The sequence below is a fragment of the Pelagibius sp. genome, assembly GCF_965227505.1.
Taxonomy (GTDB): Bacteria; Pseudomonadota; Alphaproteobacteria; order Kiloniellales; family Kiloniellaceae; genus Pelagibius.
Genome location: NZ_OZ245757.1, coordinates 4,338,129 through 4,353,447, shown reverse-complemented (window position 1 = coordinate 4,353,447; position 15,319 = coordinate 4,338,129). Strand labels below are relative to the sequence as shown.

15 protein-coding genes are annotated in these 15,319 nt (G+C 65.3%); 4 read left to right on the top strand and 11 right to left on the bottom strand.

Translation table 11 applies throughout. The features are described from left to right. The first annotated feature begins 47 nt into the window (after positions 1 to 47). Both ACO06P_RS20535 and ACO06P_RS20530 read left to right on the top strand, forming a co-directional pair. Positions 48 to 362: a hypothetical protein gene (locus ACO06P_RS20535; RefSeq protein WP_420347090.1), complete on the top strand. Its 315-nt coding sequence runs from the start codon at positions 48 to 50 to the stop codon at positions 360 to 362. Between the two features lie 201 nt (positions 363 to 563). Then, positions 564 to 1,361, top strand: a complete 798-nt coding sequence (locus ACO06P_RS20530; protein ID WP_420347089.1) for a cell wall hydrolase — start codon at positions 564 to 566, stop codon at positions 1,359 to 1,361. A gap of 122 nt (positions 1,362 to 1,483) precedes the next feature. Here ACO06P_RS20530 and ACO06P_RS20525 read toward each other — a convergent pair whose 3' ends face one another. The 9 genes from ACO06P_RS20525 to ACO06P_RS20485 all read right to left on the bottom strand — a co-directional run bounded on the left by ACO06P_RS20525 (position 1,484) and on the right by ACO06P_RS20485 (position 11,005). Next, entirely contained in the window at positions 1,484 to 1,834 is a 351-nt protein-coding gene (locus ACO06P_RS20525) for a PilZ domain-containing protein (RefSeq protein ID WP_420347088.1), read from the bottom strand. A gap of 110 nt (positions 1,835 to 1,944) precedes the next feature. Further along, positions 1,945 to 3,480 (bottom strand): class I adenylate-forming enzyme family protein, encoded by a 1,536-nt coding sequence (locus tag ACO06P_RS20520; RefSeq protein ID WP_420347087.1) that lies wholly within the window; start codon positions 3,478 to 3,480, stop codon positions 1,945 to 1,947. A 12-nt stretch (positions 3,481 to 3,492) separates the two neighbouring features. Continuing rightward, on the bottom strand, positions 3,493 to 4,743 hold the full coding sequence (locus ACO06P_RS20515) for an MFS transporter (RefSeq protein WP_420347086.1): 1,251 nt from the start codon (positions 4,741 to 4,743) through the stop codon (positions 3,493 to 3,495). Between the two features lie 4 nt (positions 4,744 to 4,747). Beyond that, positions 4,748 to 6,148: a cytochrome P450 gene (locus ACO06P_RS20510; protein ID WP_420347085.1), complete on the bottom strand. Its 1,401-nt coding sequence runs from the start codon at positions 6,146 to 6,148 to the stop codon at positions 4,748 to 4,750. Positions 6,149 to 6,310: 162 nt separating this feature from the next. After that, entirely contained in the window at positions 6,311 to 6,571 is a 261-nt protein-coding gene (locus tag ACO06P_RS20505; protein WP_420347084.1) for a hypothetical protein, read from the bottom strand. A 62-nt stretch (positions 6,572 to 6,633) separates the two neighbouring features. Then, positions 6,634 to 7,254: an acyl-homoserine-lactone synthase gene (locus tag ACO06P_RS20500; protein ID WP_420347083.1), complete on the bottom strand. Its 621-nt coding sequence runs from the start codon at positions 7,252 to 7,254 to the stop codon at positions 6,634 to 6,636. 188 nt (positions 7,255 to 7,442) lie between these two features. Beyond that, entirely contained in the window at positions 7,443 to 8,213 is a 771-nt protein-coding gene (locus ACO06P_RS20495) for a helix-turn-helix transcriptional regulator (RefSeq protein WP_420347082.1), read from the bottom strand. A 218-nt stretch (positions 8,214 to 8,431) separates the two neighbouring features. Continuing rightward, entirely contained in the window at positions 8,432 to 8,884 is a 453-nt protein-coding gene (locus ACO06P_RS20490; protein ID WP_420347081.1) for a helix-turn-helix domain-containing protein, read from the bottom strand. A gap of 615 nt (positions 8,885 to 9,499) precedes the next feature. After that, positions 9,500 to 11,005, bottom strand: coding sequence for an ATP-binding protein (locus tag ACO06P_RS20485; RefSeq protein WP_420347080.1), 1,506 nt, complete (start codon positions 11,003 to 11,005; stop codon positions 9,500 to 9,502). 714 nt (positions 11,006 to 11,719) lie between these two features. Here ACO06P_RS20485 and ACO06P_RS20480 point away from each other — a divergent pair. Next, a complete protein-coding gene (locus ACO06P_RS20480) occupies positions 11,720 to 12,286 on the top strand; it encodes a sigma-70 family RNA polymerase sigma factor (RefSeq protein WP_420347079.1) in 567 nt (188 codons plus the stop codon). Further along, positions 12,283 to 13,041: an anti-sigma factor gene (locus ACO06P_RS20475; RefSeq protein ID WP_420347078.1), complete on the top strand. Its 759-nt coding sequence runs from the start codon at positions 12,283 to 12,285 to the stop codon at positions 13,039 to 13,041. The genes ACO06P_RS20480 and ACO06P_RS20475 overlap by 4 nt, the downstream gene beginning before the upstream one ends. Positions 13,042 to 13,155: 114 nt before the next feature. On the opposite strand, the gene ACO06P_RS20470 is transcribed toward ACO06P_RS20475, so the two are convergent. After that, complete coding sequence (locus ACO06P_RS20470) at positions 13,156 to 14,271, bottom strand: DUF1513 domain-containing protein (RefSeq protein WP_420347077.1); 1,116 nt, start codon at positions 14,269 to 14,271, stop codon at positions 13,156 to 13,158. Beyond that, on the bottom strand, positions 14,271 to 15,314 hold the full coding sequence (locus ACO06P_RS20465; RefSeq protein ID WP_420347076.1) for an imelysin family protein: 1,044 nt from the start codon (positions 15,312 to 15,314) through the stop codon (positions 14,271 to 14,273). The genes ACO06P_RS20470 and ACO06P_RS20465 overlap by 1 nt, the downstream gene beginning before the upstream one ends. Between the last annotated feature and the right edge of the window lie 5 nt (positions 15,315 to 15,319).

Sequence of the window (15,319 nt, the reverse complement as noted above, 5' to 3'; positions counted from 1 at the left end):
CAACCAGCAATGCCTGCGCCTGCGCCCCCTTCCCGGGCGCCCTACGGTTGACACAGAGGCCCACCGGCCCGCCGGGCGGCGCTACGGTTGTTTCAGACTCCAATATTCAATGGTTAACGCCTCGCCCGGGCGAAAGATCCGGCAGGCCGGCGGCCAGTAGATTGCGCCGCGAGTCCTCTTTTGCGCTGGCGAAAGGTGATGTAATCGCCAGGCGTTTGTTTAGTTATCCTTTCAGCAATATCAGAATACCAACACAGAAAATCGAGAAAAAGTTTTCTTATCCAAATAAAAATACTCAGAACGAAATTTTCTTTCTCATCAATACAAAGCTGTTTTCAAAGATATTCGGCATTAATAGTTAATTTTACTAGAAAATGTGGCAAATTTATCTCAAACTTTTGGCGAAAGTTCTTGATATGCGATGTTAAGATTGTGTAAACCTTTACTAGCGGTTAAGCGTACAAGGGAAGGGAGAGGCCGAAGCACGGCCTTCGGTAAACCATCGCCCGCCCCACCACGACAGAGCGCAGACCGCGCCGCGTTCACAGGGTACAGGACAGACAATGAGTCGCAGTGAAGCCATATCGGCCCCTCGGTGGCCCAACCGGAAGCGCTGGCTTGCCCGCGCGCGCCGGGGCTGGGTGAAAGCCGGGGCGAAGCTGGGCTTCAACCTGCGCGGTCTTTCCGCCGGGGCGGTCTGTTCTGCGGTGTCGGCACCCATCGCCTGTGTGATCGCGGGCGCCGCGCTTGCCCATGTGGCGACCAGCGACAGCACAGAGAGCGCCTGGACCCGGGTGACCGCCCAGAGCTTCATTCCCGTCGACGTCAAGGACATCGACCCCGACTTCTTCTTTATCCGCCAGGTCGGTCTCCGCCAGCTGGATCTGGAGGAGCAGCTCGCCAGCGTCTACACGCCCGACCCGGGCAACCTGCGCGATGAGCTGACCTGCCTGGCGCAGAACATCTACTTCGAGGCCCGCAGCGAGCCGCTGGAAGGCCAGCTGGCGGTCGCCCATGTGGTGATGAACCGCGTCGCCTCCCGCAATTTCCCGGAGACGGTCTGCGACGTCGTGCGCGACGGCACGGCCGAGGTGCTGCACAAGTGCCAGTTCTCCTGGTACTGCGACGGCAAGGAGGATCTCGTCACCGACATGACCGCCTGGGCCGAGAGCGAGCGCCTGGCCAGCAAGGTCTACTGGGGCCGTGTCAGCGACAACACTGGCGGTGCGCTTTGGTATCACGCCGACTATGTGAGCCCGTCCTGGCGCAAGGCCTTCGTGCGGGGCCCCAAGATCGGCCTCCACATCTTCTATTCGCGCAAGCCCGCACCGGCCCCGACCCAGGTCGCGCAGACCGACTGAGCCGGTTCGACAGGCTCGCTGTCAAAGACAGCGTGACCGGCCGTCATGCCCCTCTTCGAGAACCGTGTGAGGAAAACGCACCGCTCCATCCGTAAGAGTGAAGCGGGCTTGCTGGATCCGTTCTAGACGAGATGCTCGCGGCCCAGCAGGATCGCTTCGATGAGCCGGAAGTTCTCGTCGGAGATATCGAGGAAGCGGCCGCCAAACATGCCGTCCGGGCCCACCTCGCGCCCGATCTCTATCTCCAGGCGCATGCGCCGGCCATCCGACAGCCAGATGTCGAGCCGCCCGCGGTGGCCGAGCGGCAGCTTTGGCGCTGCCCGGTCCGTTGCATCGACCGCAGCCCCGAAGCCGGCAATGGAAATGTCCACCAGAGAGACGGCATGGCCGTCGATCTCTGCGGAAAGCTGAAGCCGCCGGCGGCGGTCGCGGCGGCGCTCTTTCCCTCGGACGGTAAAGCTGCGGTTTACCATGATGCCCTGTCTGGATGACGGGTGCGGACGGACGGAAGTGGTATACGGACCGCAGGCTAGCCAGCGATGGTGTACAATCCGTTAGCATCGCCGGCCAGCCGCCGGGAGCGCTAGCGCAACAGGTGGCGCGCGACCTTGCCTGTCGGGGTCAGCGGCAGGCTCTCTTGAAACTGTAGCAGACCCGGACACTTGCCGTCGGGCAGCGTCCGTGCCAGCCAGCCGAGCAGGTCGCCGCCGCTGAGGGCGCAGCCTTCCTTGAGCACCACAAAGGTCTTCGCCTCCTGACCCAGAACGTCGTCGGGAATCCCGATGACCGCCGCCTCGCGGACCGCCGGATGGCCTTTGAGCGCCGTTTCCACCTCGGCCGGGTAGATATGCTCCTCGCCGCGCAGGATCTTGTCGTCAACGCGCCCGAGAACGTCGAGCCGGCCGAAGCCGTCGAAGCGTCCGATGTCGCCGGTGTGGAACCAGCCGTGCCTGAGACGGGTCCCTGTCACGTCAGGCAGATTGAGGTAGCGCTTCATCACCCCGGGCCCGCGCACCAGAATCTCGCCCTCCTCACCCGGCGCCAGCGCCCTGCCGGCCCCGTCGGCGACGACCGCTTCGACACCGGGCACCACCTTCCCGACAGTGGTTGCCCGTGGCAGCGGCATATCCGCCCCCCAGGCCACGATCGACGTCACCTCGGTCAGGCCGTAGCCGGGAACCAGGGGGAGACCGAAGCGCGCCTGGAAGGCGGTGCGGAGATCGTCCTGCAGCGGCGCGCCACCGGTCGCACAGAGGCGCAGGCTGCGCCGCACCGCGGCAGTGTCCACCGCATCAGCGCGCTCCAGCAGGTAGCGGTAGAAGATCGGCATATGGACGAAGTAGGTCGCCGCCTCTTCGACAATGAGGCGCCAGATCAGGGCGGGATCGAAGCGCTCTACCAGCACCATGGTCTCGCCGTTGAGAACCGCCAGGTTCATGCCGCAGATCTGGCCCATCACGTGGAACAGCGGCGTCGAAACCAGCCGCACGGCGGTGGCCGCCGGCGCCGCGAGGCCGCGGTTGATCCGCACCATCTCGATGAGGTTCGACTGGGTGAGTTCGACGCCCTTGGGACGCCCCGTCGAGCCGGAGGTGTAGAGGATGACGGCCGTCTCCTGAGCTGCGTAGCTGCGCGTGGCGCAGCGGTCTGACTGACCGGCCGTCAGATCGGCAAGGGCGGGATAGCCCGCCACCGTAGAGGCTGCCTCGGGACGGGCGGGAATGACCCAGACCTTGGCGCAGTGCGGCGCGGCATCGGCTGCCGGCAGGGCTTCATCGGCATAGGCCCGGTCGCCGCAACCCTCAAAGCAGAGCAGGGCCTCGGCACCGGAGTCTTCAAGCTGGAAGCGGATGTCCCGTTCTCTGAGCGTCGTGCTGAGCACGACGGCAACCGCGCCGATCTTGAGGATGCCGTAGTAGGCGGCCAGAAACCCGGGCCTGTTGTTGCAGGCAAGGGCGATGCGGCTGCCGGGGCCGAAGCCTTCGGCCTGCAGACCGTTGGCAACCCTGTTGGCCTCCCTCACCACCTGCCTGTAGCTGTAGCGCCTGCCGTCGTGGACCACGGCCGTTGCCGCCGGCGTTCGGGTGGCAGTGGCATCGAGGAAACTGGCAACGTTCATCTTTGCCTCCTCTCAAAGCAGGGATGTCTGACGTTGTTGGGACTGGGGCTGGGGTTGAGGCTGGGGTTGGGGCTGGAGCTGTGCCTGGGGCTGCGCGCGCGGCCTGTACAGCAGGATCAAGGCGATCAGCGCACTGACAACGAGAACGGCGCCGGAGAGATGCGGCCAGCTTGTCCCGAGACTGCCGAGGGCAAACCCGCCCCAGATCGGCCCCAGAATGCGCGCAATGCTGAGAACGGCGTGATTGACGCCCAGCACCGCCCCCTGCGCCGAAGCCGGTGCCGCCTTGGACAGAAGAGCCTGCAGGCAGGAAAGGCTCGTCGCAACGCCGGCGCCCAGAAGCATCATCGCAAAGGCAATCGCAAGGTCGCCGGGCCAGAAGGCGAAGAGCAACAAGCCGAAGACCATGGCGAGGGACGAAGCGGCGGCGACGGCTTCCTCGCCGATGCGCCGGCAGAGCAGCGGAATCAGAACCCAGAGACTGAACAGGGCGGCCACGCCGGCGCAGATGAACCCCAGGGCGACGTCGGATGCGCGCCACGCGAGCACCCGGTCCGACCACAGGCCCAGCGTCGCTTCCATCGCCGCATAGGCGAAGGCCAGAAGCGCCATGATCACGATGGGCCCCAACAGCAAAGGCGCCAGAAACAGCCTCTGCGGAACCTTCAGGAGGCCTGCCCGCGAGCTGGCGAACCGGACAGCGGCTCCGGCCTGCCCCGGCTGGCGGACCTCCCGCAGCAGGAGGACAGCCAGGACAACCGCCAAAACGGCAAAGCCCGCGCCACCCAGGGCGCCCGCCTGATAGTCGTCGCCCTCTGGCCCCAGCAGCCAGCTGCGGCTGAGCAGCGGCCCGACGATAAAGGCGAGGGCGAAGGCGGAATTCACGTTGGCCATCCCGTGCACGCGGCGCTTCGGACAGGTGCTGTCGGCCATGAGCGCCTGGATCACCGGCACCGCCGCGTTGCTGACGCCTGCGAGGGCCCGCGCCGCAAAGAGCATCAGCAGCGAGTCGGCATAGGCCATCAGGAGATAGGCAAAGGGGGCGGTCGCCAGTGCCAGGCAGGTCACGCCGCGTCGGCCGAAGCGGTCGCTCAGGCGCCCGAACAGCGGCGCCAGCAGCAGCACCATGGCCGTATCGGTGACCAGGATCATCGACACCTGAAGCGGGCTCGCTCCCAAGGCCAGGGCCTGGAAGGGCAGCGCCGGATAAACGATACCCAACCCGATCAGATAGATCAGGATCACCAAGACGGGCGCGGGCATAACCCTAAGCCGTCCGTGCAAAGGGCCGCATCTTGAGGCCCTGGGGCCTGAGCGTGATCATCGGCTCCGGCCTGACGTCCTGCCCCGGAAGCAGGTGCAGGTCGAAGCGGCGCACCACCGAACTGATGGCGATGAGGGATTCGAGAACCGCAAAGCGCTCGCCAAGACAGCTGCGCGGTCCGTCGCTGAAGGGAAAGTATGCGAAGCGGCGGCGCGGGTCGCCGGTCTCGGGATCGAAGCGCGCCGGATCGAAGCCTTCCGGGTTGTCCCAAAGCTCCGGCCGGCGGTGGACGGCAAACACGTTCAGCATGACGTTCGTCCCGGCCGCAACCGGCAGCCCGGCGATTTCGTCTTCGGCAAGCGCCGTGCGCGAGAAGGTCCAGAGCGGAGGATAAAGCCGCAAGGCCTCGTCGAAGACGCAGCGCGTATAGGTCAGCCCGGCCAGCTCGGCGAAGGCCGGCGGGCGCCCCGCGGGCAGAGCCTCCGCCTCGGCCGTGACGCGGCGAAGGGATTCCGGGTGCAGGGACAGCAGGTACCAGCACCACGCCAAGGCATTGGCCGTGGTCTCGTGACCGGCGAGAACCATCGACAGGATCTGGTCTCGCAGTTTCCTGTCGGTGTCCTGGCCCTGCGCGGCCAGAAGCAGGTCCAACAGATCGCCGCCTGCGTCTTCGCTGTCCCGGCGTTCCTCTGCGCCGGCGCGACGCCGCTCTGCGATCATGGTGTAGACAAAGCGGTCGAGGACGGCGAGCGCCTTCGCCACCGACCGGTTGCGCGCCGTCGGCAGCCAGCGGGGCATCTGAAACGGCGACCAGACGCGGCGCTCCGCGTCGCGCAGCACAACGGTCATGGCCTGAAAGACCTCTTCGTGGTCACCGTCCAGCCGGACGGAGAACAGGGTGCGCATCAGAATGTCCAGGGTCAGCCGCATCATCTCCGGCACAACGTCGAGCGCCTCGCCCCGGGCCGCGGGCAGTTGCCAGCGCTGCAGCATGTCGTCGACCGCATCCTGCATCGCCGCGGTCATGCGGCGCAGCTGGCAACCCTGAAAGCTGCGCAGCGCGGTCTTGCGCTGCCCCAGCCAGTCATCGCCCTCGGCCAGAAAGATGCCTTCGCCCAGAACCGGCCGCATCATGTCGTAGAAGCGGCTCTTCACGTAGTTCGGGCGATTGTCCTGCAGAACGTGACGGATCATCGCTGGGTCGTTCACCATCAGGACCCGGTCCGGTCCCAGGTGCAACCAGACCGCATCGCCATGGTCCGCGGCCACCCGCGTGAAGAAGCGCAGCGGATCGCGGCGCAGTGCCGGCGCGAGGCCCAGCAGCGGCAGTCCCTTCAAGGCCGGAACGGCGGACCCGCGGTCAAGATCTCCAAACCCTTCGCAACGATCGACGACAAGGCTCATGGTGCAGATCTCCTGTTGGTCCGGACCCGGGCGTGAAACGCCGTCACCAGCCAGTCCGCGGACGAGCGGTCCGCTTTCCGGAGCGTGACCGACACGCCGGATGAAAAGCGCCGGACGGGCGGCGCATGGGAAGTCAGGGCGCGGAGCGGCAGCCGCGCCGGTCTAGTGGCGCTGCGTCGATGGGACGTTGGAAACGTCGGGCACCGGCTTGGCGTCTTTGCGCTCCACCTGAGCCACCGACTTCTCGGTCAGCGCGATCGAGTCCTCGACGGCCTCCGCAGCGACTCCGATCAGGTGGGCGGCAAAGGAAAGCCCTGTGCGTTTGGCTTCGATCCTCAGGTAATCGAGGCATCGCTTGATGGCCTCGGCATCCTGAAGAGGATCGCAGAGCCTCAGCTCAATCGGCATCTCATTCTTACTCATTGCACTCTCCAAAAAAGTCTCTCATCAAAGTGTCTGGCTCCGCACCCGGGTCCCGTCCCGGCCTAGGCGACGGCCTGCTGTTCCAGGGCGAAGGCGTTGCGGATGACCGAGCCGCGAATGCCGGCAACCGCGCGCAGGTTCGCCAGCGTTGCATGGGTCATGTCAAAGCGGCCGGCGAAGGCGATTTCCTTGCCGATGCGTCTGCCTTCAGACTGCCGGCGCGGCGGACAGCCCAGCCGTGGCAGCAGGCGCTCCATCCTGGCGTCGTAGACGGTGATGAGTTCGCGGATGCCCATCGCCAGGCAGGTCTCGGTCACCGCGCAGAGCAGCTCGCTGCTGGTGCGCCCGCGGGTGCTGCGGCCCTCCACCGCAAAGCGGCTGCCCTCCCAGACCAGCGGATGATAAGGCGCCTTCTCGCCTTCCAGGAGCTCCGGGAAAACATCGCGCAGCATGTAGGGACCGGTCGTCGGCAGGAACCGCCAACTGCCGACGAGCGCGCCGTCCTGGTCGCTGGCAAGCAGGTAGGTCGGATAGAGCGTGTCGAAGCCGTCGCGCTCCTCACCCGCCTCGGAAGAAACGTCCCAGCCCAGCCGCTGCCTGAAAACGCGGAAGCGCTGTTGAAACATCGCCCTCAGATCCTTGGCGTAAGCGCTGTAGAAATCCGGCGTTACAACGTCGATCACGGCGCGGTCCCCCCCTGGTTTCGGATCCCGGCAGGCCTTGCTTCGAAGGCCCCGAATACGCCGTGATTTCAGCGCGCCGCGATGCGATCCGCAGCCCCCCAGAAATGGGGGGGAGAAACCCGCAGCAGGAAGCTGCCGGGAGGGGCAACGCCCCCCGCGCAGCACGCTTCCTTATTGAAATCAGATGGTTAGGGGATGATGTATCCGCTCATGACCGCTTTGACGACGGCATGATGCTTTGAGAAGACGCCCAGCTTGCGGGTGCCGTTCTTCAGGTGGAACAGTACCGTCTCTTCGGAGATAGAGAGGATCTGGCCGACCTCCCAAGCGGTCTTCCCGCGCGCCGTCCACAAAAGGCAGTCGCGTTCGCGGTCGGTAAGGCGCACGCGCTGCGTTTCCGGCGCGTCCTGTGAAAGCCGCAGAAAAGCCTCGTGAACCTGGGCGGCGATCCAGACGAGGTCATGGCGGGACTGCCGATATGTTCCCTCGAAGGCCGGCTGGGCCTGGCGGGCGGTAACATTGAGGGTCGACAGTCCGCTGTCCGGACCGTGGATGGGTACGGTCGCCCCAAGGCCCAGGCCGAAATCCTCGGCCTCGTTCAACAGCCGGCGCTGACCGCTGCTGAGGTCGCCCCGTGCGGTCAGGGTCAGCCAGTCAAACGGCAGCGTGGTGCCGGTTGCGGCAAGGAAAGTCGGATCGATATCGCCATAGCCGCGCGCCAGATAGTGCCCAATCCAGGAATCCGGGAAGGTGGCGAGAAACTCGTGCACCACGCGCCCGTTCGGCGAATCGGCCGGGACGAAGGAGCGGATGCGCTTGCCCAGCGGCGGTCGGACATGAACGTAGGAGTAGGCCGCAAAACCGAGCGCCTCAACCAAACCCTGAAGAAGGCCGCCGATCTCCTCAGTCGTCTTCACCCTGCTGAGGGCATCGACCTGATCGATCGGCAGGCCGGTCATGACCGATCCCGCCAAGCCGTCGTGAGAGAAGAACCCCACAAGCCGCGATGAGGAGGCCGGCCGCCTTGACCGGCCAGGGCAGTGCGCCAGCCTAAGCGCACAGAAAGAAGGTCGGAGGCCGCCACCTTGCGGAGGCGGGCGACCCGCGATCGCGGGAGGCAACCCATTGCCGCTTGCGCGAGGTCCCCCATGCCCTCCCTAGGATCTGTCGAAAACGCTCAGCCTTCGGACGTTCTGCCCAAGGTCTTCAACAAGGATAGCACCTCGGCGCGGACCTTGGAGTCCGGAATCCGATAGTAGGAGCTGATCAACTGCAGAGTTTCCCGCTGATTGGTGAAATCCGGATCAGAGGAATGAATAGCCCCGGCCCCGCCGGCCGCAGCGTCGGCGCCGTTCGCCACCGCCTCGCCGTCGGACTCCACACCTTCAAAGAAGTAGGTGACCGGCACGCTTAGGATGCGAGACAGCTCATAGAGCTTGCTCGCTGAAATACGGTTGGCTCCGCGCTCATACTTTTGAATCTGCTGGAATGTCAGGCCGAGCGCATTGGCCAGCTTTTCTTGTGAATATCCCAGAAAGACGCGACGAAGCCTCACGCGGCCGCCGACATGAACGTCGACGGGATGCGCCTGCCTAGCCTTCCCGACTGGTGTTTCGTGAGCAAGCATCATTTCACCCTACATTTCGATGATTCCATGACCCCGAAGTGATTATATTCTATAGGTACCGCAGACGACAAAGGAAAATCTCTCGTAAAGATGGTAAAAATTCGATCCAACGCCCAGCCTGGCGGTCAACCTACGATCAAATCCAGGGTCAAGCTGTAAAGCCTAAGTATTTCTGATTATTTGTACTAGTACGTCAACTCACTTCGCTGTGACAACCTAAACGTGAGCAAAGGCGGTAGATTCGTAGACGAATCGACTACGATTCACCTGCCAGGGAGCCTGGCTTGCCCAAAAATCCCAGAATTGTGCGGGTTTAGGAGTAGGCGGCGTGGTAAGCGGTGTCATGAGGGAGCACACTTTGAACGCGTATGCACCCATAACGTGTCATTCGTAATTCATTTGGGAAAATGAATTTACCATCAGTGTTAACTTGACGTTACTTTCCTGCAACTTGCTGGTCGCGCGCGGATACAGGGCGACTGGTGAGGGGGCGAAATAGGGGACGGGGTCAACAGGGAACGGGGTCAACAGGGTCGGCATGGCACGCGCGATGCCGGCACGAACGCAAGTTTGGGGGACGTCAGAAGCGGCGAGGGCGGCAGCGAGGACGATGCGCCGTCAGGACGGCCAGCGCAGAACGAATCGGCTTCCCCGCTCCAGGCCATCGGATTCGATGGTCAGATCGCCGCCGATCGAACGGGCCGCTGCCCGCGCAACCGACAGCCCCAGACCGGCGCCGGAGGTTTCCAGCACGCGATCGGCACGCCAGTAGGGCTCGAACACGGCCTCGCGCTCTTCGCGGGGGACACCCGGCCCGAAATCCCGGACCGAAATCTCATAGCGCCCCTGCCCTTTGGACAGCGTGACCTCGACCGCCTCCGCCTCCGGCGCGTACTTCACCGCATTCTGCAGCAGGTTCGACAGAACCGTGTGGAGCATGACCTGGGCGCCGCTTTCAATCGGCGCGCCGATCCGGTCCGAAAGCCGCAGTTCCTGGTGCGCCTTGAGAGCCGTCGAGACTTCTCGCCAGACCGCCGAGCAGAGATGGGCCAGATCGATCGACTGCACCTTGCCCTCGCCGCCGACCTTCCCGATGAGCAGGACATCGTCAACCAGCCCAGCCAAGGCATCGACACCGCGGCGGATGGTCTCCACCTCCTCGCGCATCTCGGCGGGCCCCATGCGGCCGCCATAGCGGTCCAGGGCGTCCGCGGCGGCGCCCACAGCCTGCAGCGGTGTCCGCAGCTCGTGCGAAACCATGGAAACGAAGCGCGACTTGTCCTCGCGCCGCTGGCGTTCATGATCGAGCGAGGCTGAAAGCCGCCCCTCGTGCGACACCACTGCCTCGACCCGTCGTACCGTCAGCACCAGAAGAAAGACCAAAACCAGAAGCGCGCCCAACAGCAGCGGCGCGACGCCCCAGAGCAGATCATCGCCCGGCCTCTGGTTACGCCAGTAGATGCAGCCGATCGGCCGGCCGTCGAACCCGAGGATCTCGTGATCCAGGAACCCTTCGGCCGCCGGGCCTTCGGCAAAGCCGGCATCCTTCAGAAAGCTCGCCAGGCTCGGCGCGCTGAAAAAATCCTGGTCCAGCGGGCGCATGAAAACCAGCAGGGACGCGGTTTCCGGACTGGGCGGGTCACCCACCTGGGCAAAGGGCGAGATGATGCTGGCACCAACCATGTGCAGGCGTCCGCCGACGACAACGAAGCCAGCCGGCGGCACCGCTTCTATGCTGCGGCCCAGGCGGGCCGCGTCCAGCAGCCCGTTTACCGTCGCCGGCAGCTGATCGAACAGATCCACCCGCGACGGCTCGCCGTCCAGGAAAGCGATTTTTGTCTGGTTCTGCGGCCCAAGAACCCAGATGCCGGTGACACCAAAGGCCTCCAGCAGATAGGCGCCCAGTTCCTCCCGCGCCCAGCGCTCGTCGAGCCCCACATCGAGAACGTAGATCGCCTCGTCCCACCAGGCATAGTCCACCACCAGATGGCGGAAGGCCTCGCGCCGGGCATCCAGGCTGGCCGAAACGAGAGACTCCTGCGCCTGCGCCTGGCTGTCGTTGAGCTCCCGCGCACCCCAGTAGAGCGCAAAGGCAACCGCCATCAGCGTGAGCACAGCAAGCATGAGGATCGGAAGCAGGAGGCCGCGGCGACGGCGTGCGGCACGCCGTCGGGTTCTGGTCAGCCGCGAGGACGAAGCCCCCTGAGGTGCAGCTGAAGAAAGCCCGGTCATCTGACACCCATGATCCAAATCGCCCGGCGCGGAAGGCTGCCGGTCTGCTTAGGTAAACCCCACGAATCGCACCGTATTATATGCCAAAGCCACTAGGCTTCGGGTATAGCTGACGCCACGAAATTCGCCAATGAATACCCAAAAAATATTCGTCAGACCTTAACTTAGTGTAACAGAGTAATGAGCTTTACGTTACGGATAGTTTGTTTCAACAGTATGTCTGATCAATATGATTAGCGAGTGTGGACTGTAAAGTATTTCTAGCAGAACGGGCATATGCCGAGAGGTCCGGCGGCCGAAACGCTCCAAGCCCAAATCGCTCCAAGCCCAAATCGCTCCAAGCACCGCGCCGCAACCCAGCTTTGCAGGATTGATGCTGGTTCGACAGGCGAATCGGCCGTTATGATCCTGCCCGACGTCGCCGCGTCATGGGTGCACTCTGGCCGACAGCAATCCCCAAGCATGCGTTGAAATCGACCGCCGCCGCCGGATCCTTCGGGGTGCGGCGCACATGGTGGTCGATCTCTTTGGCCCGGCCAGCCATACTTCAAGGACTGGCAGCCGGACCGCAAGCCGGAGCGGCCCGCTTATTTTAGGGTAAACGTAATGAAGCCGAAGGCGAGCTTCGAGTCCTCGGAACGACTGGGTCTCCTGCTCTCGCGTTGCAGCTTGGGCGACCAATCAGCCTTTGCGGATCTTTATGAAGCCACTTCTGCGAAACTCTTCGGCATCGCCTTTCGTATATTGAAACGTGAGGCCTGGGCGGAGGAGGCTCTGCAGGAGGCCTACATGAAGATCTGGCGCTATGCCGACAGCTACAATCCGGGCCGGGGGCGGCCGATGACCTGGATGATAAACGTTGTTCGCAACCAGGCGCTGGATCTTTTGCGCAAGGCTGACTATCGCGCCGCCGAAGAGGAATGGAGTCCTGAAAAGGACCGGCGAATGAGCGGCGAGAACCCAGCGGCCCAGGCCGAGACAAGCCAGGAGATGCAGCGCGTGCTGGGCTGTCTCTCCGGTCTGACGGAAGAACAGCGGGACTGCATCCTGCTGTCATACCACCAGGGTTATACACCCACGGAGGTGGCGAACCGGATTGGACGCCCGGTCGGCACCGTGAAGACCTGGATCCGCCGCGGGCTGATCAAGGTCAGGGAGTGTTTGGATCAATGAGGTACGACGACCCGGAGCTGCAGGAAGCGCTCGCCAGCCAGTATGTGGTCGGCGCCCTGCAGGGCCCGGCGCGGCGGCGATTTGAGACCCTGATGCGCACGCGCCCGGCGCTGCGCAACAAGGTCGAGGCCTGGGAGGATCGGCTGACGCCGCTCACCGAAGACACCCCGCCCCGGCAACCGCCGGAGCGCGTGTTCCGCGCCCTGCGCAAAAGGATCGATCCGCAGGCCGAGGCTGAACGCTCCAGTTTCTGGGACAGCCTTGCCTTCTGGCGCCCCTTTGGCGCGGCGGCGGCGGTGCTGGTGGTGCTGGTCGGCGGCTATGCCGGGTTCATCCTCTCGCAACCAGCACAGCAACAGCAGCAGCAGATCGCCGCGACGGCGCCCGAGCAGGTGCTGCCGAGCTATGTGGCGGTGCTGGAGGACGCGGCCGAGCAACCCGCCCTGGTCGTGACCGCCTACAAGGGCCCCTGGCGGCTTTCGGTAAAGCCGGTTCGCCCGCTGGAAAGGCCGGATGCCGAAGTCTTCCAGATCTGGGCCGTGGAGCGCGGCAGCGGCACGATCCGTCCCCTGCTGCAACTGGCCGGCGACGATCGGGCCGGCCGGCCCCTGGATGAGGACGCCTGGAACGCGGTGAAGACATCGGAGTCGCTGATGGTGACGCTGGAAAGCAGCGGCGCAGCCCCTGCGGCGCCCAGCGGCCCGGTGCTGTTCTCGGGCCTCTGCATTGCACTCTGGGAAAGCAGCAGCACTTAGCCCCGATGGGAAGGACGTGGCTCCCGAGGATCGGGGGCCCAAAGGAAAGCAGCCCCGAATCGGCCCGAACGGCCGCCCCATGGCCTCCCCGTGGCCTCCCCGTGGCCTCCCGCTTCAGCACGCCAGCAGATGGTTGTCCCAGGCCAGCCCATGGCGCCGGTCGTCCCGCAGGGTCTCGGACCGCCGGCTGACCGCATCGTAGATCAACAAGCGCCCTGCGCCGCTTGAGACGGCAAAGCGACCGGCACCGCCCGCTGCGGCGAGGCCGCAGCCGTCCGGCACCTCAAGGCTGCCGAGGAAGCCCCCCTCCTGCGACGACCAGAAGGTGATCAGGCCGCCCCGCGGGGCGGAGACGGCGAGCACGCCGCCCTCATCATCCAGCGCCGCGCCGCCGGCATAGTGGCGCATGCGCCGCAGAACGCCCTCGGGCCCCTTCGCCAGAGTGATCGGGGCGCTGTCCCGCTGCAGGCCGACCAGCGGCACCAGGCGGTCGCGCGGCCCCTCGTTTTGCAGCGCCAGGCACACCTGGTCCTCGGCGGTCACGGCCATGTGGCGGATCGACAGCCGGTGCAGATCGCCGGGCAGCGTCAGGCGTTGCAGCAAAGCGCCGCTTCCGGCATCGACGTAGGCGAGGTTCGGATGCATGCTTTCCAGGTTCAGCTTGCGCCGCCCGCTGTTGGGGTGGGTTCTGATCCCGCCGTTGGCAACCACCAGACGCCGCCCGTCCGACAGCAGCGCCAGTTCATGGGGGCCGACGCCGTGGGAGGGCAGTTCGTCCTCGCGGCGGTAGCCCGCGGCGGCATCGTACACCCCGATTACCCCCTGGCCTTCGGCGTAGGCGTTCTCGGTCGCGAACAGCCGGCGGCCGTCCGGGCTGAAGACGGCATGGCCATAGAAGTGCCGCCCGGGGGCCGCTTCGATCTGCCGGACGATGCCGCCGGCGAAGGGATCGATGACCAGCGCAAAGCGCCCGGGGCGCCGCGCCAGAACGACAACCTCGTCGCGTCCGGGCCGCCGCGCGGCGGCATGGCCGCGCCCGGGCAACTGAAGGTCGGAAAGCAGGCGGCCGTCCGCAGCGACCGCCTTGACCGAAAAGCGCCCGGCCGCATCGCCGCAGGCGCTGACGAAGACGCGCACCGGCCTCGCGCCCCGGGCTGGGCGCACAGACAAAGCCAGCGGAGCAGCGACTGCCCCGGCCAGCAGACTGCGCCGGTCAATGGCCATCACCATCAATCGCCGTCAAAGCTGTTGAACCCCAGGGGCAGGTCCAGGGTCTGCGAGAAGGGCCCGCTCAGCAGCGCGAGAAGATCGCGCAGGTGACTGCGCAGGTCATCGAGATGTTGCCAGCCCTCGGGCTGATCCAGGGCCGCCTGCAGCGAGTCCGGCAAGGCGTCAAGCCGGGCGCGGGCCTGGGCAAAGGCGGTCGCGATGTTCTTGTCGACCTCTTCGCCGCCGGCTTGCCGGCGCAGAAGCGCAGCAAAGCCGGCCTGCCCGCCATCCCTGTAGAGGGCTTCGGCGCTTTCGATGTTGATCCTGATGTTGCGCAGCGAACGCGCGCTGCGCCAGGATTCCGCGCGCCGCGGCTTTACAGCCTTGGCGCTTGTGCTGAGCGGACGGTCGAGCTTGAGGTCCGTCGTTGCCACCAGAGCCGCACGCAGCGCCTTGGCGAACTGCAGGCTCGCCTCCTTGGCGTCCATGTAGGCGGCATTGCCCTCGGCCGCGCTCCTGATCACAGCTGCATAGGGCGTCGGTCCCTCGCGCCAGTCGTCCAGCATTCCCCCGGCGATGCTCTTGAGATTGGCCCCGATGGCGACCGCCACGTCGCAGGCGAAGGCGGGATCGGCACCTTCCGGCGGCGCGAAGAACAGGCGCTCGAGCGCCGGCAGGCCCTGCACCGCAACCGAGCCCTGGGCGAAGCGCTGCGGCTCCAGCGCGGCCGGATCGGCCTCGGTCACGAGTCTGCTGAGATGGCGGCCGGTAATGCCGCGCTTGTCGGGCCAGAACTGTATGCGGTCGGCGCGCAGAAACAACTCGCTGGGCCCCAGGCGCAGATGCTGAACCGCCATCCAGGCATCCGCCATCTCGTGATAGGCGGCGATGCTGGCATCAGCCCCGAGGGTTCCCGCACCGCAGCCTTGCCGCAGGGCCGCGTCCAGGGCACTGCCTGCGTCGGCCAGGGCTTCGTAGCGCGGCAGCAGATAGTCGGCGACGACAACCTCGTTCAGCGCGGCAAAGTCGTCGGCAGCAGCCGGGGCCGTGAACGAGACCGCCAACCCCA

Bases quoted from the DNA above. Each gene is read 5' to 3' on its own strand.
- ACO06P_RS20525 (WP_420347088.1), bottom strand. From the start codon at position 1,834: ATGGTAAACCGCAGCTTTACCGTCCGAGGGAAAGAGCGCCGCCGCGAC.
- ACO06P_RS20530 (WP_420347089.1), top strand. From the start codon at position 564: ATGAGTCGCAGTGAAGCCATATCGGCCCCTCGGTGGCCCAACCGGAAG.
- ACO06P_RS20475 (WP_420347078.1), top strand. From the start codon at position 12,283: ATGAGGTACGACGACCCGGAGCTGCAGGAAGCGCTCGCCAGCCAGTAT.
- ACO06P_RS20515 (WP_420347086.1), bottom strand. From the start codon at position 4,743: ATGCCCGCGCCCGTCTTGGTGATCCTGATCTATCTGATCGGGTTGGGT.
- ACO06P_RS20480 (WP_420347079.1), top strand. From the start codon at position 11,720: ATGAAGCCGAAGGCGAGCTTCGAGTCCTCGGAACGACTGGGTCTCCTG.
- ACO06P_RS20520 (WP_420347087.1), bottom strand. From the start codon at position 3,480: ATGAACGTTGCCAGTTTCCTCGATGCCACTGCCACCCGAACGCCGGCG.
- ACO06P_RS20470 (WP_420347077.1), bottom strand. From the start codon at position 14,271: ATGGTGATGGCCATTGACCGGCGCAGTCTGCTGGCCGGGGCAGTCGCT.
- ACO06P_RS20510 (WP_420347085.1), bottom strand. From the start codon at position 6,148: ATGAGCCTTGTCGTCGATCGTTGCGAAGGGTTTGGAGATCTTGACCGC.
- ACO06P_RS20505 (WP_420347084.1), bottom strand. From the start codon at position 6,571: ATGAGTAAGAATGAGATGCCGATTGAGCTGAGGCTCTGCGATCCTCTT.
- ACO06P_RS20495 (WP_420347082.1), bottom strand. From the start codon at position 8,213: ATGACCGGCCTGCCGATCGATCAGGTCGATGCCCTCAGCAGGGTGAAG.
- ACO06P_RS20485 (WP_420347080.1), bottom strand. From the start codon at position 11,005: ATGCTTGCTGTGCTCACGCTGATGGCGGTTGCCTTTGCGCTCTACTGG.
- ACO06P_RS20490 (WP_420347081.1), bottom strand. From the start codon at position 8,884: ATGATGCTTGCTCACGAAACACCAGTCGGGAAGGCTAGGCAGGCGCAT.